The sequence below is a fragment of the Streptomyces sp. STAM6 genome (assembly GCF_054963715.1).
The window spans coordinates 84,635-106,332 of sequence record NZ_JBUEFZ010000018.1 but is presented as its reverse complement, the minus strand read 5'-3'; the positions used below and the strand labels follow the sequence as shown (position 1 = coordinate 106,332).

Here is a 21,698-nt window from a genome sequence, read left to right as displayed (position 1 = left end):
TTGGAGTTGTCAATACCTCTGCCGCCCGGCGAGCTGTGCCGCGGCCTCGTGCATCGCGAGTTCCAGCAGCGTGGGGTCGTTGAGCGTGCCCGAGCCGTCCGGCAGGACGAGCCAGCGGAAGCCGCCGGCGGACCGGCCGGGGTACGGGACGACGATCCAGGTGTCGCGGCCCGCGGCCCGTACGCCGGTACCGACCCAGTGGGTGGCCGTCCCCGGCGGGACGAAGAAGCCCATGCGCGGCATCGACGCGCGGCTCCGCCGCGAGGCGCCGGCGTCCGCGAGGACCGGGCCGGGACGGTCGACGAGCCTGGCGAGGATGTCGAGGACCGGGTGGCCGAGCACCCCGGGGACGATCAGTACGTCCCAGCGCCGGCCGGCCGGGAGGAGAGCGACCCCGTGGGGGTTGCGCTCCCACTCCCAGCGGCAGGCGTCCGGATCCGGCGCCACCGAAACCAGCCACTCCACGGCGCCCTTGGCGCCCGAAGTCCCCGAAGCCCCCGAACCTGCCATCGCTCACTGCCTCCATGTCCGTGTCTGTGACTGCCCTGGTGCACAGTGCGTTCACACGGGGAGAGCGGGGTGGATGCGGATCATTACGCGGTTTCGGACGCCTCTTGGTGGTGAAGTGGGCCGAGGGAGCGCACGGCGGGCTTACTTACGCCATGACCGGCGGAAATATGCTCAACTGTCGAATCCGAGGCCGAGGCGGTCCATCGCCTTCAGCCACAGATTGCGCCGTCCCCCGTTGGCGTCGGCCCGGGCCAGCGACCACTTGGTCAGACCGATGCCGGCCCAGGCGATCGGCTCCGGCGGGAACGGCAGCGGCTTGGAGCGCACCATCCTCAGCGCGGTCCGCTCGGTACGCTCGCCCGACAGCAGGTCCAGCATGACGTCCGCGCCGAAGCGGGTGGCACCGACGCCGAGTCCGGTGAAGCCGGCCGCGTAGGCGACCCGGCCGCCGTGGGCGGTGCCGAAGAAGGCCGAGAAGCGCGAGCAGGTGTCGATGGCCCCGCCCCAGGCGTGGCTGAAACGCACGCCTTCCAGTTGCGGGAAGCAGCGGAAGAAGTGTTCGGCCAGCGTCAGATAGGTCTCCGGGCGCTGGTCCAGGTCGGTGCTGACACGGCCGCCGAAGGGGTATATCGCGTCGTAGCCGCCCCACAGGATGCGGTTGTCGGCGCTGAGCCGGAAGTAGTGGAACTGGTTGGCGCTGTCGCCGAGGCCCTGGCGGTTCTTCCAGCCGATGGACGCCAGCTGTTCGGCCGTGAGCGGCTCGGTCATCAGCGCGTAGTCGTAGACCGGGACGGTGTAGTGGCGGACCCGCTTGACCAGGGAGGGGAAGACGTTCGTCCCCAGCGCGACCTGCCGGGCGAGGACCCGTCCGTAGGGGGTGCGGACGGACATGCCGCCGCCCGCGCGGGTCAGGTCCTCGCCGCGGGTGTTCTCGTAGATGCGCACGCCGAGGTCGAGGCAGGCCTGTTTCAGGCCCCAGGCCAGCTTGGCGGGGTGCAGCATGGCGACGCCGCTCCGGTCCCACAGGCCGCCGAGGAAGGTGGGAGAGTCCACCTGGGCGCGCACGGCGTCCCGGTCGAGGACCTCCAGGTGATCGGCGAGACCGCGCCGGGCGGCCTCCTCGTACACCTCGGTCAGTTCGGCCATCTGGTGGGGCTCGGTGGCCACGTCGATCTCGCCGCTGCGCTCGAAGTCGCAGTCGATGCCGTACGCGGCGACGGCGGCCTCGATCGCGTCGAGGTTCCGCTCGCCCAGCTCCTCCAGGGTGGCCAGCTCGTCGGGCCAGCGGGCCAGCCCGTTGCCGAAGCCGTGGGTGAGGGAGGCGGCGCAGAAGCCGCCGTTGCGGCCGGAGGCGGCCCAGCCCGCCTCCCGCCCCTCGATCAGGACGACGTCCCGGCCGGGGTCGCGCTCCTTGGCGAGGAGCGCGGTCCACAGGCCGCTGTAGCCGCCGCCGACGACAAGCAGGTCGCAGTGCTCGGTGCCGGTGAGGGCGGGCAGTGCGCCGGGCTTGCCGGGGTCTTCCAGCCAGAAGGGGACGGGCTGGGCGTCCGAGAGTGATCGTGCGGCACTACGCATGGCGGCTGGGGCCATGGTTTCCAACTCCCTCAGTGACTCATTGGATCGTTGTGCGCTTGCGCCGGTTGGCAGCGACCTGACCGGCGACGACCACCAGCACGGCGATGACGAACATGGCCGTACCGATGACGTTGATCTGTACGGGCGTGCCACGCTGCGCCGATCCCCACACGAACATGGGGAAGGTCACGGTCGAACCCGCGTTGAAATTGGTGATGATGAAGTCGTCGAACGACAGCGCGAAGGCGAGCAGCGCTCCGGCGGCGATGCCGGGGGCGGCGATCGGCAGGGTGACGCGCAGGAAGGTCTGCACCGGCCCGGCGTAGAGGTCGCGGGCGGCCTCCTCCAGGCGCGGGTCCATGGACATCACGCGTGCCTTGACCGCCGTGACGACAAAGCTCAGGCAGAACATGATGTGGGCGATCAGGACCGTCCAGAAGCCCAGCTCCGCGCCCATGTTGAGGAAGAGCGTGAGCAGGGAGGCGGCCATGACGACCTCGGGCATCGCCATCGGCAGGAAGATCAGCGAGTTGATCGCGCCGCGCGCCCGGAAGCGGTAGCGGACCAGCGCGAAGGCGATCAGTGTGCCGAGGGCTGTCGCGCCGAGTGTCGCCCAGGCGGCGATCTGGAGGGACAGGGCGAGCGAGCCGCACAGGTCGGCGACACCGCACGGGTCCTGCCACGCCTCGGTGGAGAACTCCTGCCAGGAGTAGTTGAACCGTCCCGTCGGGTTGTTGAAGGAGAACACCATCACGACGACGTTCGGCAGGATCAGGTACGCGAGCGTCAGGAGTCCCGCGACGACGACGAGGTTCTTGCGTAGCCAGCGCATCAGACCAGGTCCTCCGTTCCGGCCCGGCGGATGTAGACGGTGACCATGACCAGCACGACGGCCATGAGGATGAAGGACAGCGCCGCCGCCGTCGGGTAGTCGAGCACCCGGAGGAACTGCGACTGGATGACGTTGCCGACCATCTTGGTGTCGGTGGAGCCGAGCAGTTCGGCGTTGACGTAGTCACCGCTCGCCGGGATGAAGGTGAGCAGCGTGCCGGAGACGACGCCCGGCATGGAGAGCGGGAAGGTCACCTTGCGGAAGGTGGTGGCCGGGGAGGCGTACAGGTCCTTGGCGGCCTCGTGGAGCCGGCCGTCGATCCGCTCCAGCGAGGTGTACAGCGGCAGGATCATGAACGGCAGGAAGTTGTACGTCAGTCCGCACACCACCGCCATCGGGGTGGCGAGGACGCGGTCGCCCTCGGTCCAGCCGAGCCAGCTGGTGACGTCCAGGACGTGCAGCGCGTCCAGGGCGCCGACGACGGCGCCGCCGTCCGCGAGGATCGTCTTCCACGCCAGCGTGCGGATGAGGAAGCTGGTGAAGAACGGCGCGATGACCAGGACGAGGAGGAGGTTGCGCCAGCGGCCGGCCTTGAAGGCGATGAGGTAGGCGAGCGGGTAGCCGAGCAGCAGGCACAGCAGGGTGGCGGTGCCGGCGTACAGCAGGGACCGGACGAACTGCGGCCAGTACTCGGTGAAGGCGTCCCAGTAGGTGCGGAAGTGCCAGGTGACCTCGAAGCCCCGCTCCAGGGAGCCGGTCTGCACGGAGGTCGAGGCCTGGTAGACCATCGGCAGCGCGAAGAACACCAGCAGCCACAGGATGCCGGGCAGGAGCAGCCAGTACGGCACGAGCCGCTTGCGGGTGGCCGCCTTGCGCACCACCACCGGCTCCTCCTTGGTGAGGGTGGCGGTCACGTGACGTCCTCCACCTTCTCGACGCCCGCGTCGATGGCCTGGTCGGCGCCGAGGCCGAAGGTGTGCGCCGGGTTCCAGTGCAGGACGACCTCGGCGCCGGGAAGGAGTCGCGCGCGGTCTTCGACGTTCTGCTCGTAGACCTGCAGGCCGTCACCGGCGGGGCTGTCCACGACGTACTGGGTGGAGACACCGATGAAGGAGGCGTCGACGATGCGGCCGGTGACCCGGTTGCGGCCCTCGGGGACGCTGCCCGCGTCGTCGGCGTGCGTGAGCGAGATCTTCTCCGGGCGGACGCCGACCAGCAGCTTGCCGCCGGCCGGGGTGTCGGCGCCGCACCGCTCGGCGGGCAGCCGCAGCTTGCCGCCGCCGGCCGTCACGACGATGTCCGCGCCGGTGTCGGCGACCTCGGCCTCGATGAGGTTGGAGGTGCCGAGGAAGTTGGCGACGAAGGTGGTACGAGGGTTCTCGTAGAGGTCGGCGGGGGCGCCCAGCTGTTCGACCCGGCCGCCGTTCATCACCGCGACCGTGTCGGCCATGGTCATGGCCTCCTCCTGGTCGTGGGTGACGTGGATGAAGGTGATGCCGACCTCGGTCTGGATGCGCTTGAGTTCCAGCTGCATCTGGCGGCGCAGCTTGAGGTCGAGGGCGCCGAGCGGCTCGTCGAGGAGCAGCACCTGTGGGTGGTTGATGAGGGCGCGGGCCACGGCGACGCGCTGCTGCTGGCCGCCGGAGAGCTGGTGCGGCTTGTGCCCGGCCTTGTCGCCCAGCTGGACGAGGTCGAGCATCTCGCCGACCTGCTTCTTCACCGACTTGATGCCGCGTCGGCGGAGGCCGAAGGCGACGTTCTCGTAGATGTTCAGGTGCGGGAAGAGGGCGTAGGACTGGAAGACGGTGTTGACCGGCCGCTTGTGGGGCGGCAGGTCGGTGACGTCCTTGTCGCCGAGGAAGACGGTGCCGGTGGTGGGGTCCTCCAGGCCGGCGATCATACGCAGGGTGGTGGTCTTGCCGCAGCCGGAGGCGCCGAGGAGGGCGAAGAAGGAGCCCTGGGGGACGGTCAGGTCGAGCGGGTGGACGGCGGTGAAGGAGCCGTAGGTCTTGCTGATGCCGGTGAGACGGACGTCGCCGCCGGTGTTCGTGTCAGTCATGGGTTGCGGTCCCGGGGTCGTGGGGTGGACGGCGGCGTCAGGCACCGATGAGCTTGGCGAACTTCTCCTCGTACGCCGTCTCCTCGGCGCTGCTCAGCGAGCGGAAGGCGCGTGACTTCGCGGCCATCGCCTTGTCCGGGAGGATGAGCGTGTTCGACGCGAGTTCCGGGTCGATCTTCGCGAGTTCGTCGCGCACGCCGTCGACCGGGCAGACGTAGTTGATGTACGCGGCGAGCTGGGCGGCGACCGGGAGCTCGTAGTAGTAGTCGATCAGCTTCTCGGCGTTGGTCTTGTGCCGGGCGCCCGCGGGGACCAGGAGGTTGTCGCTGGAGGTGATGTATCCGGCGTTGGGGATCGCGAACTTGATGTCGGGGTTGTCGGCCTGGAGCTGGATGACGTCACCGGCCCAGGCCAGGCAGGCGGCGAGGTCGCCCTTGTCCAGGTCGGAGGTGTAGTCGTTGCCGGTGAAGCGGCGGATCTGGCGGGTGTCGACGCCCTTCTGGAGGCGGCCGATCGCCGCGTCGAAGTCCGCGTCGGTGAAGCTGCCCGGGTCCTTGCCCATGTCGATCAGGGTCATGCCGACCGAGTCGCGCATCTCGGTGAGGAAGCCGACCCGGCCCTTGAGCCTGGGGTCGTCGAGGAGCTGGCTGACCGAGTCGACCTTGCGGCCGCCGGTCGCCTTGCTGTTGTAGGCGATGACCGTGGAGATGCCGGTCCAGGGGTACGAGTGGGACCGGCCGGGGTCCCAGTCGGGGCGGCGGAACTGCGCCGAGAGGTTCGCGTACGCGTGGGGCAGGTTCGCCGGGTCGAGCGGCTGCGCCCAGCCGAGGCGGATGATGCGGGCGGCGAGCCAGTCGGTGACGCAGATCAGGTCGCGGCCGGTGTCCTGGCCGGCGGCCAGCTGCGGTTTGATCTTGCCGAAGAACTCGACGTTGTCGTTGATGTCCTCGGTGTACTTGACCTTGATCCCGGTGCGCTTGGTGAACGCCTCCAGAGTGGGGCGGCTCTTCTCGTCCTCACTGACGTCCATGTACTCGGTCCAGTTGGAGAAGCTGAGCCTCTTCTCCTTGGCCGAGAAGTCGGTGGAGGCGGGACCGTCGCCCTCCCGCTTGGCCGGCGGGATGCCACAGGCGCTCAGCCCGGCGAGACCGCCGAGCGTCAGCGCGCCGACACCCGTGGCGCGCAGCATGGAACGGCGGGTCAGGGCTGCCCTGCCGTTCGTCAGACTGCGCCGCATCGCGGCGACCTGTGCCGCGGAGAGGCTGCCGGGTTCGTACTGCTCCATGCGCTGTGCCTTTCGGGATGGGTGGGGGCCGCTGGTCGGGCGGCCGTGGCACCACGCGGCGGTAGCCGCATGTCGTTACGGTCGGTCCCCGAAGATCGTGCGGTGCCAGTCCTTCCTGGCGACCGCGGTGTTGTCGTACATCACATGCTTGACCTGCGTGTACTCCTCGAAGGAGTAGGTTGACATGTCCTTTCCGAAGCCCGACGCCTTGTACCCGCCGTGGGGCATCTCGCTGATGATCGGGATGTGGTCGTTGACCCAGACGCAGCCCCCCTTGATCTCCCGGGTGGCGCGTCCCGCGCGGTAGACGTCCCGGGTCCAGGCGGAGGCGGCCAGGCCGTAGGGGGTGTCGTTGGCCAGCCGGATGCCCTCCTCGTCGCTGTCGAAGGGCAGCACCACGAGCACCGGGCCGAAGATCTCGGACTGGACGATCTCACTGTCCTGGGCGGCGCCGGTGATGAGGGTGGGCCGGTAGTACGCGCCGTCGCCGGCGGGTGCCTCTCCACCGGTGACCACGGTGGCGTAGGCCCGTGCGCGGTCGACGAAGCCGGCGACGCGGTCGCGCTGGGCGTGGCTGATGAGCGGGCCGAGGTCGGTGTCCTCCTGGAGCGGGTCACCGAGCCGCACGGTGCCCATCAGGTCGGCGACCCCGGCGACGAAGGCGTCGTAGAGCGGCCGCTGGACGTACGCGCGGGTGGCGGCGGTGCAGTCCTGGCCGGTGTTGATGAGGGAGCCGGCGACCGCGCCGTGGACGGCGGCCTCCAGGTCGGCGTCGTCGAACACCACGAACGGCGCTTTGCCGCCGAGTTCCAGGTGGAGGCGCTTGACCGTGGCGGTGGCGATCTCGGCGACGCGCCTGCCGACGGCGGTGGAGCCGGTGAAGGACGTCATGGCCACGTCCGGGTGGGCCACGAGGTGCTCGCCCGCGTCCCGTCCGGCGCCCGTGACGATGTTGATGACGCCGTCGGGGATGCCCGCCTCGGTGGCCGCCCGGGCGAACATCAGGGAGGTGAGCGGAGTGAGCTCGGCGGGCTTGAGGACGATGGTGTTGCCGGCGGCGACGGCCGGGAGGATCTTCCAGGCGGCCATCTGCAGGGGGTAGTTCCAGGGGGCGATGGAGCCGACGACGCCGATGGGTTCGCGGCGGACGTACGAGGTGTGGTCGCCGCTGTACTCGCCCGCCGACCGTCCTTCGAGGTGGCGGGCGGCCCCGGCGAAGAACGCGGTGTTGTCGACGGTGCCCGGGACGTCGAACTCGCGCGTCAGCTTGATGGGCTTGCCGCACTGGAGGGACTCGGCGAGGGCGAAGTCCTCGGCCTGCTCGGCCAGTACGCCCGCGAAGCGGTGCAGGGCGTCGGAGCGTTCGCCCGGGGTGGCGCCGGCCCAGCCGGGGAAGGCGTCGCGGGCGGCGGCCACGGCCGCGTCCACGTCGGCGGTCCCCGCGAGTTCGTAGGTGAGGACGTCCTCGCCCGTCGCGGGGTTCACGACGGTGTGGCCGCGCCCGGAGGTCCCGGGGCGTGGCCGGCCGCCGATGTACTGCGCGCCGGCCGCGAAGCGGTCCTGTACCTGGAAGCGGTTGCCCATGACGCTCTCCGTTGTCCCAGCTCGAATTGAGTGCCGATCCTGACAGAGGGATTCCCACCCAACAAGGGATTCCGTTGTTGCCTTTTGGTTACGCAACGGAATCGGTCGACCAAGTGTCGCGTGCCGCCGAATATCCGGGACGGAGTGTCGGTGGCGGCTGCGACACTCGCGTGCATGACGGAGATCGACACCCTGATCGAGCGGCACTGCGGCGGCGAGCGCATCAAGTTCCTGCACTTCTGGGGGCACACCCCGAGGAAGGACGGGACGATCGGGCCGAGCTGCCTGAGCCAGTGGTGGCCCTCGCCCTTCACGGTGGACGGCGTGGAGTACGCCACGGCGGAGCACTGGATGATGGCCGGCAAGGCACGCCTCTTCGGCGACGCGGAGGCCGAGCGGAAGGCCGTCGAGGCGGCGAACCCGACCCTGGCGAAGAAGGCGGGCCGGCTGGTGCGCGGCTTCGACGAGACGACGTGGAAGCGTGAGCGCTTCGCCGTCGTGGTCGAGGGCAGTGAGCACAAGTTCGGTCAGAACCCCGAGCTGCGCGACTATCTGCTGACCACCGGGGACCGCGTGCTGGTCGAGGCGAGCCCGGTGGACCGGATCTGGGGCATCGGGCTGGCCGCGGACGACGAGCGGGCCCACGACCCCGCGCGCTGGCGGGGTCTGAACCTGCTGGGCTTCGCGCTGATGGAGGCCCGGGACCGGCTGCGGCGGGGCTGACCGCCGGCCGGGACCGGCGGCCGGCCGGGCCGGGGGCGCCGGCGGCCGGCCGGGCCGCCCGGCTCAGCGGGTGGAGACGACCAGCGAGGTGGAGGAGGAGTCGTACGAGTCGTAGTCGTAGGAGTCCTTCTGCTTCTCGGACTGGATGATCGCCCAGATCATGATCCCCAGGAAGACGGAGCTGAGCACGATGCCGACCGCGCCCAGCACGATCCCCGCGACGGCCATGCCCTGGTTGTTGGCCTCGCCGCGCTGCACCTTCTTGCGGCCGAGCACACCGAAGATCAGGGCGAGGATGCCCAGGACGATGCCGAGCCCGTAGGCACAGAAGAAGACCGTCGCGACGATGCCCAGCACCATCGCCGTGATGCCCATGCCGTTGGCCGGGCTCTGGCTCCAGCCGCTCTGGCCGTAGGAGCTGTACCCGGGGTAGCCGGGGTAGCCGGCGGCCGGATAGCCGTACGACCCGGCGGACGTCGTGGCGGCCGACGAGGGCGCCGGGTAGCCGTAGGGGCCCGGGGTGGCCTGGGCCGGGCCACCCGGGGCTATCGGGGGCGGCGGGACCTCGCCGGCGGTCGGCGTGCCGAAACCGGGCGTCGGCATCGAGGTCATCGTCGGCTGCTCGTGCACCGCCGGCTGCGCCGGAGGCTGCTGTGCGGGCGGCCCGCCCGCGGCCGGCTTGCCGAGCTCCACCCGGTCCTGGGGAGTCCTGCCCCCCGGCGGAGCCCAGGGATCGTTCGGCTCGCGGTTGTCTGACATGGGTCCCCCTAACGTGTTCCGCCATGCTAACGGCCTGCGCTTCACGCTCGTCCGCCCCCGCCTACGATGATCCCTGACCAGGACGCTCACCCGTACGGAGGACCCCGATGACCGATCTGCACCCCTTCATCGCGGGGCTGCCCAAGGCTGAGCTGCATGTCCACCATGTCGGCTCGGCCTCGCCGCGCATCGTCTCCGAACTCGCGGCCCGCCACCCGGACTCCAAGGTGCCCACCGACCCCGAGGCGCTCGTCGACTACTTCACCTTCACCGACTTCGCACACTTCATCGAGGTCTATCTCTCGGTCGTCGACCTGATCCGCACCCCGGAGGACGTCCGGCTGCTGACCTACGAGGTCGCCCGCGACATGGCCCGGCAGAACATCCGGTACGCCGAGCTGACGATCACGCCGTTCAGCTCGACCCGGCGCGGCATCGACGAAAAGGCCTTCATGGCCGCCATCGAGGACGCCCGCCTCGCGGCGGAGACCGAGCTCGGCGTCATCCTGCGCTGGTGCTTCGACATCCCCGGCGAGGCCGGCCTGGAGGCCGCCGAGGAGACCACACGGCTCGCGGTGGACCTGCGGCCGGAGGGGCTGGTGTCGTTCGGGCTGGGCGGCCCGGAGATCGGTGTGCCGCGCCCCCAGTTCAAGCCGTACTTCGACCGGGCGATCGCGGCCGGTCTGCGCTCCGTGCCGCACGCCGGCGAGACGACCGGGCCGCAGACCGTCTGGGACGCCCTGACCGAGCTGCGGGCCGAGCGCATCGGGCACGGCACCAGCGCCACCCAGGACCCCCGGCTGCTGGAGCACCTCGCCGAGCACCGCATCGCGCTGGAGGTGTGCCCCACGTCCAACATCGCCACCCGGGCCGTCACCGACCTCGACCGGCACCCCCTCAAGGAGATGGTCGGCGCCGGTGTGCTGGTGACCATCAACTCCGACGACCCGCCGATGTTCGGCACCGACCTCAATCACGAGTACGAGGTCGCTGCCCGGCTCCTCGGCCTCGACGAGCGGGGCGTCGCCGACCTCGCCAAGAACGCCGTGGAGGCGTCCTTCCTGGACCCGGCGGGCAAGGCCCGGATCGCCGCCGAGATCGACGGCTACACGGCCGAGTGGCTCACGCGCTGATGCGTCCCCTCACCGTCGTGGGGCACCGGGGCGATCCGTACCGCGTCCGGGAGAACACGATCGCCTCGATCCGCTCCGCGTTCCTGCGCGGCGCGGACGCGGTAGAGATCGATGTGCGGATCACCCGCGACGGTGTCCCCGTCCTCCTCCACGACGACACGCTGAAGCGGCTGTGGGGCGTCCCGCGGCCGCTCGGCGGCCTCACCCTCGACGAGCTGCGCGGCCTCACCGGCGAGGAAGGGGTGCCGACGCTCCGCGAGGCGCTGTTCGCGACCGGGGAGCGCCGGGTGATGATCGACCTGCCGGGCGCCACGGAGTCCTCGGTGCGCGAAATCACCGGCACCGTCCGCGAATGCGGCGCGCGGGACCGCGTCTACTACTGCTCCAGCGCGGCCGCGATGCTGCTCGTGCGGGCCGCCGACCCCGGCGCCGAACTGGCGCTGACCTGGACGACGCTCGCCCCGCCGCGCCGGGTGCTGCTCGACGCGCTCGGCCCGCGCTGGCTCAACTACCGCTTCGGGCTGGTCAGCCGGTCGCTGACCGACCGGGTGCACCGGGACGGGCTGCTGGTCTCGGCGTGGACGGCGGACACCCGCAGGACCATGCGCAGGCTGATCGCCCACGGTGTGGACTCGATCACGACCAATCGTGTGGACGCGCTCGGTGCGCTGCTGGGCCGGCGGCCCGGGGAGGGGATCCGCGAATGAGGGACGGGATCCGCGCCGAGCACTCGCCCGGCGCCCCGGCACCGCTCACCGGCCCGGTGCGAGGCGCTGCCGCGCACGTCGGCGCGGTCGGACGCAGGCCGTGATGCCGTTGTTCGCGGGACGGCGCTCCCGGCCCTGGCTGACGGACATCGCGCTCACGCTGCTGGTGCAGGCGGCGGTGACCATGCCGTTCGTCGTCCCGCGCGATCCCCGGCTGCCGGAGGCGACGTGGACGGCGTACGGCCTCACCACGCTGACGGTGCTGCCGCTGGTGTGGCGGCGGCGGGCACCTCTCGGGGTGCTGCTCGCGATCGTGGCGGCCGGCGCCCTGTACCAGCTCGCGATCGACGGCCCGGGCCAGCCTCTGCCGTACACGGGGCTGGTGATCGTCTACACGATCGCCGCGCTCTGCCCGCCGCGCCGGCGGGTGGGGGTGCTGGTGGTGCTGCCGGCGGCGGTCGCGGTGTCGGTGTGGCTCAACACCCGGTCGGCCAGGGAGTTGTTGTTCTCGCTGTTCGTGTTCGGGGCCGCGTATGTGCTCGGCCGGCTCACCGACACCCGGCAGCGGTACGTGGCGGCGATGGCCGCCGCCCGCGAACGGGCCCGTATCGCACGGGAGATGCACGATGTCCTCTCCCACGCGGTGAGCCTGATGGTCGTGCAGGCGGAGGCGGGACCGGTCGCCGTCCGTACGGCTCCGGAGCGGGCCGAGGCGGCGTTCGAGGCGATCTCGGAGGCGGGCCGTGACGCGATGGACCAGCTGCGGCGGATGCTGGGCGTGCTGCGGGACGCCCCCGCGGACGCCCCGCGCGCCCCGCAGCCGGGAGTGGCGCAGCTGCCGGCCCTGCTGGAGCGGGTCCGGGGAGGTGGCCTCGACGTCTCGTACGAGGTGACGGGCACCGCCCGCCCCCTGCCGCAGGACCTGGGCGCGACCGTGTACCGGGTGGTGCAGGAGGCGCTGACGAACACCGTCAAGCACGCACGGGCGGCTTCGGCGGACGTGACGCTGAGGTACGGAGGGACGGGGTTGGAGATCACGGTGACGGACGACGGGCGGGGCCGGTCCGGTGGGGCGGCCGCCGGGGGCGCGGGAGGCCATGGCCTGATCGGGGTGCGGGAGCGGGCCGCCGCCCACGGCGGGACGGCGGTGTGCGGGCCGCTGCCCGGCGGCCACGGTTTCCGGGTCCGCGTGACCGTTCCGCTCCCCCGGGCGGCGCGATGACGATCCGTGTGGTGGTGGCGGACGACCAGGAGCTGGTGCGCAGCGGCTTCGCGATGATCCTGGACGCCCAGCCGGACATCGAGGTCGTCGCGGAGGCGGGCGACGGCGCGCGGGCGGTGGAGGCGGTGCGGCAGCACGGTGCCCATGTGGCGCTGCTCGACATCCGGATGCCGGGCCTGGACGGCATCGAGGCGTGCCGTGCGATCGGGTCGGGGTCGGGCTGCCGGTCGGTGATGCTGACGACGTTCGACTCCGACGAGTACGTCTACGAGGCGCTGCACGCGGGCGCGAGCGGCTTTCTGCTGAAGGACGTGCGGCGGGACGATCTGGTGCACGCGGTGCGGGTGGTCGCGCGGGGCGACTCGCTGCTCGCCCCGTCCGTGGCGCGCCGCCTGGTCGAGGAGTACACGGCCCGCGGGGTCCGGCGGGTCGACGACGCCCGGCTGGGTGTGCTGACCGCCCGGGAGCGCGAGACGCTGCTCCTGCTGGCCCGGGGACTGTCCAACGCGGAGATCGCGGCCGAGCTGGTGGTCAGCGAGCACACGGTCAAGACCCACGTGGGCAACGTGCTGTCGAAGCTGGGGCTGCGCGACCGCATCCAGGCGGTCATCTGCGCCTACGAGACGGGGCTGGTGACGGCGGGGGATCCCCCGCGCGAGGGAGCCGGAGCGGCGGGAAACCCCCCGCTCCGGGGATCCGGGCCGCCCCGCGGGCTCAGCAGGATGAGAGCCGGCAAGAACGGTTCTCATCAACGGAGTTGACCATGCACGCACGTACTCGTGCGCTGATCGCCGCGGCCCTCGTCCTCGGCGTCTCGGCGGGCCCACTCGCCGTCCCCGCGGGCGCCGGCCCCGCGCGGACCGTGCCTCCGGGCGCCGCGACGGCGCCCGGCACCGCGACGGACCAGGGCCCGAACGTCCCCGCGCTGCGGGCCGCGCTCGCGGGGCTGCCGAGCGCCGACGCGACCGCGGCGCTGGTCCGTGTCGGCGGTACCCACGGCGGCTGGCGCGGCAGCGCGGGGGTCCACGACCTGGAGACCGGCCGGCCGGCGGACCCGGACGCCCGCTTCCGGGCCGGCTCCGTGACCAAGGTGTTCACGGCGGCGACGGTGCTCCAGCTGGCGGGCGAGGGGAAGGTGCGCCTCGACGCGCCGGTGCGGCGGTACCTGCCGGACCTGATCCCGGCGGCGTACGGCGGGGTGACGGTGCGGCAGCTGCTGGACCACACGCACGGGCTGCCGGACGGCGACGTCCCCGGCCGGAACGTGGAGGAGTGGTACGCCCACCGCTTCGACGTCCACGATCCGCGGGCGATCGTCGCCTCGGCGACCGCCAAGGCGCGGGTCGCCCCGCCCGGGGAGGTCCAGCGGTACAGCAACATCGGCTACACGGTGGCGGGTCTGCTCATCGAGCGTGTCACGGGCGAGGCGTACGCGGACCGGGTCACGCGGCGGATTCTGCGCCCGCTCGGCCTGAGCGACACGTACTTCCCCGGCACCTCGCCGCGGATCCGCGGCCCGCACAACCACGGGTACCAGGTGTTCCCGCTGCCGGACGGCACCACTGAACTGCGCGACGTGACCGTGTGGGGCGTCACGGACGGCTGGGCCGCGGGCGACATCGTCTCGACGACGGCCGATCTGGAGCGGTTCCTGACCGCCTTGTTCCGGGGGCAGGTGGTGCGCGGCCCGCTGCTGAAGGAGATGTTCACGCTGCCGAAGGGGGTGCCGGGGGCGACCATGAGCGCCGGGCTGCAGCGGTTCGAGGCGGAGGGCCAGGTGCTGTGGCTCAAGACCGGCGGCCGGTGGGGCTACAACGCGCTGATCGCGGCCACCGAGAATCTGTCCCGCACCCTCGTCTATTCGGTGAACTCCACCGACGCGAAGGGCAAGGGGATGAACCCGGTGGCCGAGCGGATCATACGAGCGGCGTTCGCACCCCGACCGGCGCCGTGAGCGCCTCCAGCCGCTTGATCTTGCGGTGCACCACGAGCAGCGGGAGCACCCCGAAGACACCGAAGGACATGTCGATGACGGTCCACCAGAAGGGGATGCCCCGGATCGGGCCGCAGATCAGCGCGAGCGGGATGATGCCGGCGCAGGCGATCATGCCGAACTCGATGACCCAGATGTTGCGCACGGGGTCGCGGTACGGGCCGTAGAAGGCCACGGCGATCACGAGGTGCGCGAAGGCCAGCCAGTCCGTCCCGTACAGCAGGAACGGGTACCGCGCGTCGGCGGTGTCCGTTCCGGCCCGGACGCGCTCGATCCACTCCAGCAGGCCGGGGAAGGTGTCGGCGACCGGTGCGGCCCAGGACGTCAGGGCGTCCTCCATGAGGCGCAGTTCGGTGACGAGCGGGAAGGCGGTCGCCCCGCTCAGGACCAGACACACGATGAAGAGGACCAGCCACACGCGTATACGCCGCCGTAGGGCACCGATTTCACTCATGTCCGCAGCGTACGCGGGGGTTTACGCCCTCTTTACGGCGGGTGTGGGAGGTGCGGTCCGGCCCTCGGCGCGGGCGCCGGCACGCCCTTGTGCGAAGATCCGAGGGTGCAACCGATCAGCGCTGAAGACCCCGCCTGGATAGGCCCCTACCGTCTCCTCGGCCGGCTCGGGGAAGGCGGGATGGGCCGCGTCTATCTCGCGCGCAGCGAGGGCGGCCGTACCGTCGCCGTGAAGCTGATCCTCCGTCAGCTCGCACAGGACGGTGAGTTCCGGCGCCGGTTCGCTCAGGAGGTGGCCGCCGCACGGAAGGTCGGCGGACGGTGGACGGCGCCGGTGCTGGACGCCGACACGGGAGCCGCGATGCCATGGGTGGCGACCGGTTACATTCCCGGCCCCTCACTGTCGGAGGTTGTCGACAAGGACCACGGGCCGCTGCCCGACACGTCCGTACGGGCGCTGGCGAGCGGGCTTTCCCAGGCGCTGGAGGCCATCCACTCGGTGGGCCTGGTGCACAGGGATCTGAAGCCCTCCAACATCCTGTTGACCGTCGACGGCCCGCGAGTGATCGACTTCGGTATCGCCCGGGCGCTGGACGCGCACGGCGCCGGCGGCGATGTCCGGACGCGCACGGGCGCCGTCGTGGGCTCGCCCGGCTTCATGTCGCCGGAGCAGGTGCGCGGCGAGAACATCACCGCCGCCTCGGACGTGTTCTGCCTCGGGGCGGTGCTCGCGTACGCGGCGACGGGACGGACGCCGTTCGGCGGCGCCGACAGCGGCATCCACAGCGTGCTGTACCGGATCGTGCAGGAGGAGCCCGATCTGGAAGGGGTGCCGCAGAAGGTCGCGGGCCTGGTCCGGGCGTGCCTGATCAAGGATCCGGCCGGCCGGCCCTCGGTCGCCGAGCTGATCGACGCCACCCGGGACGCCGAGCCGGCCGGGGCCTGGCTGCCCGGCGCGCTCCTCGCGCAGCTCGGCCGGCGGGCGGCACAGCTGCTGGACGCCGAGGCCCCGGCCGCCGCGCCCGCCCACCCGGTGGTGCAGCAGCCAGGACCGCGGACCCAGGCGCCGTCGCCGTACGCGCCCACGGCGTTCCAGACACCACCGCCCGGGTCGCAGGCGTATCCGTACGCGTCGGCCCCCGTGGCCGTCACGATGCCGCCGTCCATGCCGCTGCCGGCGCCCGCGCCGGTCCGGAGCGGGATGAGCGGGGGGCGTATAGCGGCGCTCATCGTGGGGATCGTGGTCGGGCTGCCGGTGATGGGCATCGTCGTGCTCTTCCTGATCGGGCTGTTGGTCGGCGAGGACGATCCGCGCACCCCCGCCGAGCCCGTCGGCGCCGTGCCGGACGCGCACCTCGGCGCCTGGGAGGGCGTGATGCGGCTGGGCCCCGACTCCGACCTGCAGGGGCGCTTCGACATCGTCCAGGGCGAGAAGGACGGCCTGGTCGCCACGGTCACCTACACCTTCCCGCACGCGATGTGCCAGGGCCGCAGCCCGCTCCAGTCGGTGTCCGGGCAGAAGATCGTCCTGGGCGAGGGCAACAAGAAGAAGTCCGTGCCGAGCGGCACGAAGGACTGCGAACCGCCGCCGCAGCAGACCCTGGAGGCGATGCCGGACGGCACGCTGAAGTGGCAGATGCTGGGCCGTACGGCGACGCTGAAGCCGGCCGAGACGAGCCGGGTCGCGGTCCACCCGAAGTTCCTCGGCACCTGGGAGTTGCCGGCGAAGCCGGCTCTGTACCAGCTGAGACTGACGATCAAGCAGGGTGCGACCGGCTCGGAGGTCGCCACCGCCACGGGCGCGGGTCCGTACAAGGACTGCCGGTGGAAGTCCACGCTGGTCGGTGCGCACAACGACCGGCTGGTCCTCGGCCCGCTCGACCCCGGTGACAGCACCTGCCCGGCCAAGGGCACGATGGTGATCACCCCGGCCGGTGAGGGGAAGCTCTACGTCGACCGGGTGGACCGTCCCGAGGGCGTCAGCCGGGAGGAGCTGAACCGCATCTCCCCCTGACGCGGGGGCCGGAGCGCGGTGGCCGCGGGCCGCCGGCTACCGGGAGCGCCAGTACCGCAGCGCCCTGGCCAGCAGGGGCGGGGCGGCACGCAGGCCGACCGCCGCCTCCTTGGCGTAGTCGCGCACCGTCATCGGGGTGAGGCTCTCCAGCAGCGGGAGCCAGCGGGCCTCGTGTCCGACCGCGTAGCGGGCGTGCGGGTGGCGGGCGGTGAGCGCGTGGTGGACGGCGTGGGCGACGCGGGCGGGGCCGGGGCGGCGGGACGCGGCGTGCACGATGGGGGCGGCCTGCTGGGCGTACAGATCGGCGAAGGGCGACGTCCCCTGTTCCTCCAGGGGCTCCATCATGCGGGGCCAGATGGGGGTGTCGATGATGCCGGGCTCGATGAGGACGACGGCGATGCCGTGGCGCCGCTCCTCCATGCGCAGGGAGTGGCTCACGACCTTGAGGGCGTGTTTGCTGGCGCAGTACCAGCCCAGGAAGGGCGTGGACAGCCGCCCGGCGACCGAGGAGACGTTGACGATCCGGCCGCCGCGCAGGGCGCGCATCTGTGGCACGACGAGCCGGGAGAGACGGGCGGGGCCCAGCAGGTTGACCTCCAGGACCTCCAGGATCCGCTCCTCGGGGAGGTCGGCGATCGATCCGGCCGGGGCGATCCCGGCGTTGTTGACCAGTCCCCACACGGGCCGGCCGGTCGCCGCCCTGATCTCGTCGAGGGCCCGCGCGCAGGCACCGGCGTCCCGGACGTCGAGCTGGGCGGTGCGCAGGGAGGTCCCACGCCGCCGGGCGGTCTCGTGCAGCTCCTCGGCCTTCTCGGTGCTGCGGACGGTTCCGACGACGTCGAAGCCCCGCCGGGCGAGCAGCACCGCCGTCTCCAGCCCGATCCCGCTGTTGGCCCCGGTCACCACGACGGTCTTCTCCATGGCAGAACACCCTGCTGGGGCGCGGGCGTCCCGGGCGCCGAACACGCGGGCCGTCACCCCATCGCGGGACACGCGGGGTCTCTCGCGTCGCGGGCGGTCTCCCATCGCGGGGCGTCTCCCATCGCGGGGCGTCTCCCGCCGCGGGCCGTCTCCCACTGCGGGCGTCTCCCATCGCGGGGCGTCTCCCGCCGCGGGCCGTCTCCCACTGCGGGCGTTCTCCCATCGCGGGGCGTCTCCCGCCGCGGGCCGTCTCCCGCTGCGGGCGTTCTCCCATCGCGGGGCGTCTCCCGCCGCGGGGCTTCTCGCGTCGCCGGCGCGGCGGGCGGGGCCCGGCGGCACGGTGCCCGCGAACGGCGGCGGGCGGGCCGGGGAGAGGAACCCCGGCCCGCCCGCGCTCACCGTCCGGCGGTGTGTCAGCCCAGCGACGTCATCACGTGCTTGATGCGTGTGTAGTCGTCGAAGCCGTACGCCGACAGGTCCTTGCCGTAGCCGGACTTCTTGAAGCCGCCGTGCGGCATCTCGGCGACCAGCGGGATGTGGGTGTTGATCCAGACGCAGCCGAAGTCGAGGGCCTTGGACATCCGCATGGCGCGGGCGTGGTCCTTCGTCCAGACGGAGGAGGCGAGCGCGTACTCGACGCCGTTGGCGTACTCCAGCGCCTGCTCCTCGTCGCGGAACGACTGGACCGTGATGACCGGGCCGAAGACCTCGTTCTGGACGATCTCGTCGTCCTGCTTGAGGCCGGAGACGACGGTCGGGGCGTAGAAGAAGCCCTTGTCGCCGACACGGTGGCCGCCCGCCTCGACCTTGGCGTGCGCCGGGAGGCGGTCGATGAAGCCGGTGACCTGCTTCAGCTGGTTGGCGTTGTTCAGCGGGCCGTACAGCACGTCCTCGTCGTCCGGCTGCCCCGTCTTGGTCTCGGCGGCGGCCTTGGCCAGGGCCGAGACGAACTCGTCGTGGATGGACTCGTGGACGAGGACGCGGGTGGCGGCCGTGCAGTCCTGGCCGGCGTTGAAGAAGCCCGCCACGGAGATGTCCTCGACGGCCTTGTCGATGTCGGTGTCCTCGAAGACGACGACCGGCGCCTTGCCGCCGAGCTCCAGGTGGACGCGCTTGACGTCCTTGGCGGCGGACTCGGCGACCTGCATGCCGGCGCGTACGGAGCCGGTGATGGAGGCCATCGCGGGGACGGGGTGCTCGACCATGGCCCTGCCGGTCTCGCGGTCGCCGCAGATGACGTTGAAGACGCCCTTGGGGACGATCTCACCGATGATCTCGGCGATCAGCACGGTGGAGGCCGGGGTGGTGTCCGAGGGCTTGAGGACCACGGTGTTGCCCGCGGCCAGGGCCGGGGCGAACTTCCACACGGCCATCATCATCGGGTAGTTCCACGGCGCGACCTGGGCGCAGACGCCCACCGGCTCGCGGCGGACGATCGAGGTCATGCCCTCCATGTACTCGCCGGCCGAGCGGCCTTCGAGCATGCGGGCCGCACCGGCGAAGAAGCGGATCTGGTCCACCATCGGCGGGATCTCTTCGGTGCGGGTCAGCTCCAGCGGCTTGCCGGTGTTCTCCGACTCGGCCGCGATGAGGTCCTCGGCGCGGGCCTCGAAGGCGTCCGCGATCTTGAGCAGGACCTTCTGGCGCTCCGCGGGCGTGGTGTCGCGCCAGGCGGGGAAGGCGGCCGCGGCCGCCTGCATGGCGGCGTCCACGTCCGCCTGCCCGGAGAGCGGAGAAGTGGCGTACACGTCGCCGGTGGCCGGGTTGACCACGTCGATGGTCCGTCCGTCGGCGGCGTCCCGGAACTCCCCGTTGATGTAGTTGCGCAGACGACGCAGCTCGGTGGTCACTTGCCACCCCTCCTGTCGGTCTCGTGGGTTCGGTAACCAGGGTGTCCACGTACTGGACACTCACACCCTAGTCGCTGCTGCGACGCTTTCGACAGGCCCGACGCTCCAGAACTTCGGATTCAGTGAGATCAGATCCCTTCAACAACGAATTTCATCGATCTGGGGTTGCCAGACCGACGGGTCTCGGTGCAGAGTGAATGTGTGGCCAGTCGAAGCGCAGAGTCCAGGAGCGGAAACGGATCGTCGCCGACGATCGACGCCGTCTCCCTGGCGATCATCGAACAGCTCCAGGAGGACGGACGCCGTCCGTACGCCGCCATCGGAAAGGCCGTGGGCCTCTCCGAAGCGGCCGTCCGGCAGCGCGTCCAGAAGCTCCTCGACCAAGGCGTGATGCAGATCGTCGCCGTCACCGACCCGCTCACCGTGGGCTTCCGCCGTCAGGCGATGGTCGGGATCAACGTCGAGGGCGACGTGGAGCAGGTGGCGGACGCGGTGACGGCCATGGCCGAGTGCGAGTACGTGGTGATGACCGCTGGCTCCTTCGACCTGATGGTGGAGATCGTCTGCGAGGACGACGACCACCTGCTGGATGTGATCAACAAGCGCATCCGCACCCTCCCCGGCGTGCGCTCCACCGAGAGCTTCGTCTACCTCAAGCTCAAGAAGCAGACCTATATGTGGGGAACCCGATAGCCGTGAGCAAGGACCTCTCCAAGACCGCCTACGACCACCTGTGGATGCACTTCACCCGCATGTCGTCGTACGAGAACGCACCCGTCCCCACCATCGTGCGTGGTGAGGGCACCTACATCTACGACGACAAGGGCAAGCGCTACCTCGACGGCCTCGCCGGTCTGTTCGTGGTCCAGGCGGGCCACGGCCGCAAGAAGCTCGCCGAGGTCGCCGCCAAGCAGGCGGAGGAGCTCGCCTTCTTCCCGGTGTGGTCCTACGCCCACCCGAAGGCCGTGGAGCTGGCCGAGCGCCTCGCCCACCACGCCCCGGGCGACCTCAACAAGGTCTTCTTCACCACCGGCGGCGGTGAGGCGGTCGAGACCGCCTGGAAGCTCGCCAAGCAGTACTTCAAGCTCAAGGGCAAGCCGACCAAGTACAAGGTCATCTCCCGCGCGGTGGCCTACCACGGCACCCCGCAGGGCGCCCTGTCGATCACCGGTCTGCCCGGTCTGAAGGCCCCCTTCGAGCCGCTGGTCCCCGGCGCGCACAAGGTGCCGAACACCAACATCTACCGCGCCCCGCTCTTCGGCGACGACCCCGAGGCCTTCGGCCGCTGGGCCGCCGACCAGATCGAGCAGCAGATCCTCTTCGAGGGCCCGGACACGGTGGCCGCGGTCTTCCTGGAGCCGGTGCAGAACGCCGGCGGCTGCTTCCCGCCGCCGCCCGGATACTTCCAGCGGGTCCGCGAGATCTGCGACCAGTACGACGTGCTGCTCGTCTCGGACGAGGTCATCTGCGCCTTCGGCCGCCTGGGCACCACGTTCGCCTGTGACAAGTTCGGTTACGTGCCGGACATGATCACCTGCGCCAAGGGCATGACCTCGGGCTACTCCCCGATCGGCGCCTGCATCGTCTCGGACCGGCTGGCCGAGCCGTTCTACAAGGGCGACAACACCTTCCTGCACGGCTACACCTTCGGTGGCCACCCGGTCTCCGCGGCCGTCGGTCTCGCCAACCTCGACCTGTTCGAGGAGGAGAAGCTCAACCAGCACGTGCTCGACAACGAGGGCAACTTCCTGTCGACCCTGCAGAAGCTGCACGACCTGCCGATCGTCGGCGACGTCCGCGGCAACGGCTTCTTCTACGGCATCGAGCTGGTGAAGGACAAGAACACCAAGGAGTCCTTCAACGACGAGGAGACCGAGCGCGTCCTGTACGGCTTCCTCTCCAAGGCGCTGTTCGACAACGGCCTGTACTGCCGTGCCGACGACCGCGGCGACCCGGTCGTCCAGCTGGCTCCGCCGCTGATCTCGAACCAGTCCACGTTCGACGAGATCGAGCAGATCCTCCGGGCCACCCTCACCGAGGCCTGGACCAAGCTCTGATCGTCCGATCGTAGGCTGAAC

General features: G+C 71.1%; 20 protein-coding genes. 9 read left to right on the top strand and 11 right to left on the bottom strand.

Features of this window, described 5'->3' with window-relative positions; translation table 11 throughout:
- Positions 1-9: 9 nt before the first annotated feature.
- From ACY34K_RS21305 to ACY34K_RS21275, 7 genes are all read right to left on the bottom strand, one after another.
- Positions 10-510, bottom strand: a complete 501-nt coding sequence (locus ACY34K_RS21305; protein WP_462749362.1) for a hypothetical protein — start codon at positions 508-510, stop codon at positions 10-12.
- Positions 511-681: 171 nt separating this feature from the next.
- On the bottom strand, positions 682-2,100 hold the full coding sequence (locus ACY34K_RS21300) for an NAD(P)/FAD-dependent oxidoreductase (protein WP_462749360.1): 1,419 nt from the start codon (positions 2,098-2,100) through the stop codon (positions 682-684).
- 22 nt (positions 2,101-2,122) lie between these two features.
- Positions 2,123-2,917, bottom strand: coding sequence for an ABC transporter permease (locus ACY34K_RS21295; protein ID WP_462749358.1), 795 nt, complete (start codon positions 2,915-2,917; stop codon positions 2,123-2,125).
- Entirely contained in the window at positions 2,917-3,831 is a 915-nt protein-coding gene (locus ACY34K_RS21290) for an ABC transporter permease (RefSeq protein WP_462749356.1), read from the bottom strand. Before ACY34K_RS21290 ends, ACY34K_RS21295 begins: the two co-directional genes overlap by 1 nt.
- Positions 3,828-4,976 (bottom strand): ABC transporter ATP-binding protein, encoded by a 1,149-nt coding sequence (locus tag ACY34K_RS21285; RefSeq protein ID WP_462749353.1) that lies wholly within the window; start codon positions 4,974-4,976, stop codon positions 3,828-3,830. Before ACY34K_RS21285 ends, ACY34K_RS21290 begins: the two co-directional genes overlap by 4 nt.
- A 37-nt stretch (positions 4,977-5,013) precedes the next feature.
- Complete coding sequence (locus ACY34K_RS21280) at positions 5,014-6,261, bottom strand: polyamine ABC transporter substrate-binding protein (RefSeq protein WP_462749351.1); 1,248 nt, start codon at positions 6,259-6,261, stop codon at positions 5,014-5,016.
- A 75-nt stretch (positions 6,262-6,336) separates the two neighbouring features.
- Positions 6,337-7,845 carry a gamma-aminobutyraldehyde dehydrogenase gene (locus ACY34K_RS21275; protein WP_462749350.1) on the bottom strand — a complete coding sequence of 503 codons (1,509 nt, stop codon included), beginning with the start codon at positions 7,843-7,845 and terminating at the stop codon, positions 6,337-6,339.
- A 174-nt stretch (positions 7,846-8,019) separates the two neighbouring features.
- Here ACY34K_RS21275 and ACY34K_RS21270 point away from each other — a divergent pair, with 174 nt between their 5' ends.
- Positions 8,020-8,568, top strand: a complete 549-nt coding sequence (locus ACY34K_RS21270) for an NADAR family protein (protein WP_462749347.1) — start codon at positions 8,020-8,022, stop codon at positions 8,566-8,568.
- A gap of 63 nt (positions 8,569-8,631) precedes the next feature.
- Here the strand turns inward: ACY34K_RS21270 and ACY34K_RS21265 are convergent, their stop codons facing one another.
- Positions 8,632-9,327: a DUF4190 domain-containing protein gene (locus ACY34K_RS21265; RefSeq protein ID WP_462749345.1), complete on the bottom strand. Its 696-nt coding sequence runs from the start codon at positions 9,325-9,327 to the stop codon at positions 8,632-8,634.
- 107 nt (positions 9,328-9,434) lie between these two features.
- On the opposite strand from ACY34K_RS21265, the gene ACY34K_RS21260 reads away from it, so the two are divergent.
- From ACY34K_RS21260 to ACY34K_RS21240, 5 genes are all read left to right on the top strand, one after another.
- Entirely contained in the window at positions 9,435-10,460 is a 1,026-nt protein-coding gene (locus ACY34K_RS21260; RefSeq protein ID WP_462749343.1) for an adenosine deaminase, read from the top strand.
- Complete coding sequence (locus ACY34K_RS21255; RefSeq protein ID WP_462749341.1) at positions 10,460-11,167, top strand: glycerophosphodiester phosphodiesterase; 708 nt, start codon at positions 10,460-10,462, stop codon at positions 11,165-11,167. Before ACY34K_RS21260 ends, ACY34K_RS21255 begins: the two co-directional genes overlap by 1 nt.
- A 103-nt stretch (positions 11,168-11,270) precedes the next feature.
- Complete coding sequence (locus ACY34K_RS21250; RefSeq protein ID WP_462749339.1) at positions 11,271-12,389, top strand: sensor histidine kinase; 1,119 nt, start codon at positions 11,271-11,273, stop codon at positions 12,387-12,389.
- Positions 12,386-13,150, top strand: coding sequence for a response regulator (locus tag ACY34K_RS21245; protein WP_462749337.1), 765 nt, complete (start codon positions 12,386-12,388; stop codon positions 13,148-13,150). Before ACY34K_RS21250 ends, ACY34K_RS21245 begins: the two co-directional genes overlap by 4 nt.
- Positions 13,151-13,152: 2 nt before the next feature.
- Entirely contained in the window at positions 13,153-14,343 is a 1,191-nt protein-coding gene (locus ACY34K_RS21240; RefSeq protein WP_462749335.1) for a serine hydrolase domain-containing protein, read from the top strand.
- Here the strand turns inward: ACY34K_RS21240 and ACY34K_RS21235 are convergent.
- Positions 14,306-14,836: a hypothetical protein gene (locus ACY34K_RS21235; protein ID WP_462749334.1), complete on the bottom strand. Its 531-nt coding sequence runs from the start codon at positions 14,834-14,836 to the stop codon at positions 14,306-14,308. The genes ACY34K_RS21240 and ACY34K_RS21235 overlap by 38 nt on opposite strands.
- Before the next feature lie 105 nt (positions 14,837-14,941).
- Between ACY34K_RS21235 and ACY34K_RS21230 the strand changes: the two genes are divergently transcribed.
- Entirely contained in the window at positions 14,942-16,849 is a 1,908-nt protein-coding gene (locus tag ACY34K_RS21230) for a serine/threonine protein kinase (RefSeq protein WP_462749333.1), read from the top strand.
- Positions 16,850-16,885: 36 nt separating this feature from the next.
- Here ACY34K_RS21230 and ACY34K_RS21225 read toward each other — a convergent pair whose 3' ends face one another.
- A complete protein-coding gene (locus ACY34K_RS21225; RefSeq protein ID WP_462749331.1) occupies positions 16,886-17,770 on the bottom strand; it encodes an SDR family oxidoreductase in 885 nt (294 codons plus the stop codon).
- Between the two features lie 413 nt (positions 17,771-18,183).
- Entirely contained in the window at positions 18,184-19,620 is a 1,437-nt protein-coding gene (locus tag ACY34K_RS21220; RefSeq protein ID WP_462749329.1) for a gamma-aminobutyraldehyde dehydrogenase, read from the bottom strand.
- Positions 19,621-19,806: 186 nt separating this feature from the next.
- Between ACY34K_RS21220 and ACY34K_RS21215 the strand changes: the two genes are divergently transcribed.
- Both ACY34K_RS21215 and ACY34K_RS21210 read left to right on the top strand, forming a co-directional pair.
- Entirely contained in the window at positions 19,807-20,313 is a 507-nt protein-coding gene (locus tag ACY34K_RS21215) for an Lrp/AsnC family transcriptional regulator (RefSeq protein WP_462749326.1), read from the top strand.
- The gene (locus ACY34K_RS21210; RefSeq protein WP_462749325.1) at positions 20,298-21,677 is read left to right on the top strand and encodes an aspartate aminotransferase family protein; all 1,380 of its coding nucleotides are present in this window, start codon (positions 20,298-20,300) and stop codon (positions 21,675-21,677) included. Before ACY34K_RS21215 ends, ACY34K_RS21210 begins: the two co-directional genes overlap by 16 nt.
- Positions 21,678-21,698 lie beyond the last annotated feature (21 nt).

What these genes read in the sequence shown, in the direction of transcription:
- ACY34K_RS21305 (WP_462749362.1), bottom strand. Translation starts at nt 510, where the DNA reads ATGGCAGGTTCGGGGGCTTCGGGGACTTCGGGCGCCAAGGGCGCCGTG.
- ACY34K_RS21300 (WP_462749360.1), bottom strand. Translation starts at nt 2,100, where the DNA reads ATGGCCCCAGCCGCCATGCGTAGTGCCGCACGATCACTCTCGGACGCC.
- ACY34K_RS21295 (WP_462749358.1), bottom strand. Translation starts at nt 2,917, where the DNA reads ATGCGCTGGCTACGCAAGAACCTCGTCGTCGTCGCGGGACTCCTGACG.
- ACY34K_RS21285 (WP_462749353.1), bottom strand. Translation starts at nt 4,976, where the DNA reads ATGACTGACACGAACACCGGCGGCGACGTCCGTCTCACCGGCATCAGC.
- ACY34K_RS21280 (WP_462749351.1), bottom strand. Translation starts at nt 6,261, where the DNA reads ATGGAGCAGTACGAACCCGGCAGCCTCTCCGCGGCACAGGTCGCCGCG.
- ACY34K_RS21275 (WP_462749350.1), bottom strand. Translation starts at nt 7,845, where the DNA reads ATGGGCAACCGCTTCCAGGTACAGGACCGCTTCGCGGCCGGCGCGCAG.
- ACY34K_RS21270 (WP_462749347.1), top strand. Translation starts at nt 8,020, where the DNA reads ATGACGGAGATCGACACCCTGATCGAGCGGCACTGCGGCGGCGAGCGC.
- ACY34K_RS21265 (WP_462749345.1), bottom strand. Translation starts at nt 9,327, where the DNA reads ATGTCAGACAACCGCGAGCCGAACGATCCCTGGGCTCCGCCGGGGGGC.
- ACY34K_RS21260 (WP_462749343.1), top strand. Translation starts at nt 9,435, where the DNA reads ATGACCGATCTGCACCCCTTCATCGCGGGGCTGCCCAAGGCTGAGCTG.
- ACY34K_RS21255 (WP_462749341.1), top strand. Translation starts at nt 10,460, where the DNA reads ATGCGTCCCCTCACCGTCGTGGGGCACCGGGGCGATCCGTACCGCGTC.
- ACY34K_RS21250 (WP_462749339.1), top strand. Translation starts at nt 11,271, where the DNA reads ATGCCGTTGTTCGCGGGACGGCGCTCCCGGCCCTGGCTGACGGACATC.
- ACY34K_RS21245 (WP_462749337.1), top strand. Translation starts at nt 12,386, where the DNA reads ATGACGATCCGTGTGGTGGTGGCGGACGACCAGGAGCTGGTGCGCAGC.
- ACY34K_RS21240 (WP_462749335.1), top strand. Translation starts at nt 13,153, where the DNA reads ATGCACGCACGTACTCGTGCGCTGATCGCCGCGGCCCTCGTCCTCGGC.
- ACY34K_RS21235 (WP_462749334.1), bottom strand. Translation starts at nt 14,836, where the DNA reads ATGAGTGAAATCGGTGCCCTACGGCGGCGTATACGCGTGTGGCTGGTC.
- ACY34K_RS21225 (WP_462749331.1), bottom strand. Translation starts at nt 17,770, where the DNA reads ATGGAGAAGACCGTCGTGGTGACCGGGGCCAACAGCGGGATCGGGCTG.